Origin of the sequence: Nocardia amamiensis NBRC 102102, from assembly GCF_001612745.1 — a bacterium.
GTDB classification, from domain to species: Bacteria; Actinomycetota; Actinomycetes; order Mycobacteriales; family Mycobacteriaceae; genus Nocardia; species Nocardia amamiensis.
Map to the genome: position 1 here is coordinate 1 of NZ_BDBA01000420.1, position 1,606 is coordinate 1,606.

2 pseudogenes are annotated in these 1,606 nt (G+C 64.3%); both read right to left on the reverse strand.

Features of this window, described 5'->3' with window-relative positions:
• Positions 1-1,295 (reverse strand): annotated as a pseudogene (locus NA4_RS44085) (IS1634 family transposase); the annotation flags it as partial.
• Positions 1,296-1,364: 69 nt separating this feature from the next.
• Positions 1,365-1,606, reverse strand: a pseudogene (locus NA4_RS38155) (hypothetical protein); the annotation flags it as partial.

Genomic DNA, 1,606 nt, shown 5'->3' on the forward strand with positions numbered 1-1,606 from the left:
CTTGATCTTCGCGGCATCGACGCGTAGCGTCCCGCTGGCGGTGACACGCAGGAACCGGTTCAACCCGGGCTTGGCGGCGATGCGGCCGCGCAACTCACCGCGTTTGAAGTCGCTCAATGCGTCGCTGCCGTCGATCATTTCGCGTAACGCGGTGACGAGCTGGTCGCGGGTGGTGGCGTCACGCTCGGCGGCTTCGGGGTTGTAGCAGATCACGAACCGTTCCGTCTCGCTGACCCGGACTTCCTTGACCCGCATGTTGCCGGTAATGTCGAGGTAGCGGCCTTGCTGCGACATCGCGGCCTTGACTTCGGCCGACCCGGAGCGCAGTTTCTCCCCGATGATGTAGTGGTGGTCGCCCCGGCGCAGGTAGCGGCGGTTCTCGGCGGAGGAGAAGCCACGGTCGGTGACCCAGATGGTCTTCGACAGGGTCCAGTCCCGCATATCGTCTTTCACCTGCCGGATCAGCACCTGATCGCTGGCGTTGCCCGGCCGGCACCAGTAGCGCACCAGGATCCTGTCGCGGATGACGGCCATTCGATCACTATCTGCGGCAAGTCATCTCGTGAATCCTTCGACTTGCCCCAGGTCCGGAACCCCACCGCGTTCTCGTGCGCGGCGGCGTCGGGATTCGGGCAACCCTTCTCGTCTCGGGCGATCGGCTGGTCAGCGCCTTCGACCTCGAAATACGTTGAGGTGGTGTCGAAGAACAACAGATCCACCTCCAGGTTGAGCAGGGTCGCGACCCGATCGAACACCTGACGTTCGAGTTCGTCTTTCACCTGGTGGCACCAGTCCATCGCCCGATAACAGGCGTCGTCGCTGGTCTCGGGCAGCCGATCGATATGCACGTCGTGACAAATCCAGTCCGCGGCAGCCAGTTTCGACGATGGGGCCAGCGCCCGGTTGGCGACCAGGCCGAACAACACCCGCTCGATGCCCGGCCCATCGCGGTGCCGACCGCGTTTCGGCTGCCCCAGCCCCGCGACGATGGCATCTATGCCCAGCCACCGCCATAGATGATCGAGCGCATACGCGCCACCGAACAGCCTGGAGGAACAGAACCTCAGCCCGTCGGCGGCCGCGCTCGCCGCCAGTGCGTCAGCGGGATCCAGCAGCCGCGACAACGACGCCACCAGCCGTTTCACCGCGTCACGGTCGAGTTCGTCTTCCCGGCCGAAGGTGAACAGTACCTTCGGCACCGCCCGGCCCTTCACCGGATCCCACTCGTTGTGGGCCAGATGCAGATACCTGACCACGCCAGACTTGTTGTCCCGCTTGGTCGTTTTCACGTACACAACTCCAGACGATACGACAAACCAGCAGACCAGCGGGCTGAAATCAGAAGATCGCGTCTCTAGGCAGTTTCAGCCCGCAGCTCCCTTTCCAGACCCCGCGACCTGCAGATTCACACCCTCGCTACCCTCCAGAACCCCCGAATTCTGCGGAACGCGGGAGTGACGCAGGTCGTGGATGCGTGGTGGGCGTGGCGCGTCGGCGCCGATTCCGGTGGTGGCGCACAGATTCCGGAACACGGCATGCACGACCGGATAGACCATGCGGGCGCCTCGGGTCGACACGAAGAAACTTGCGGTCGTCGGGTGCGGGT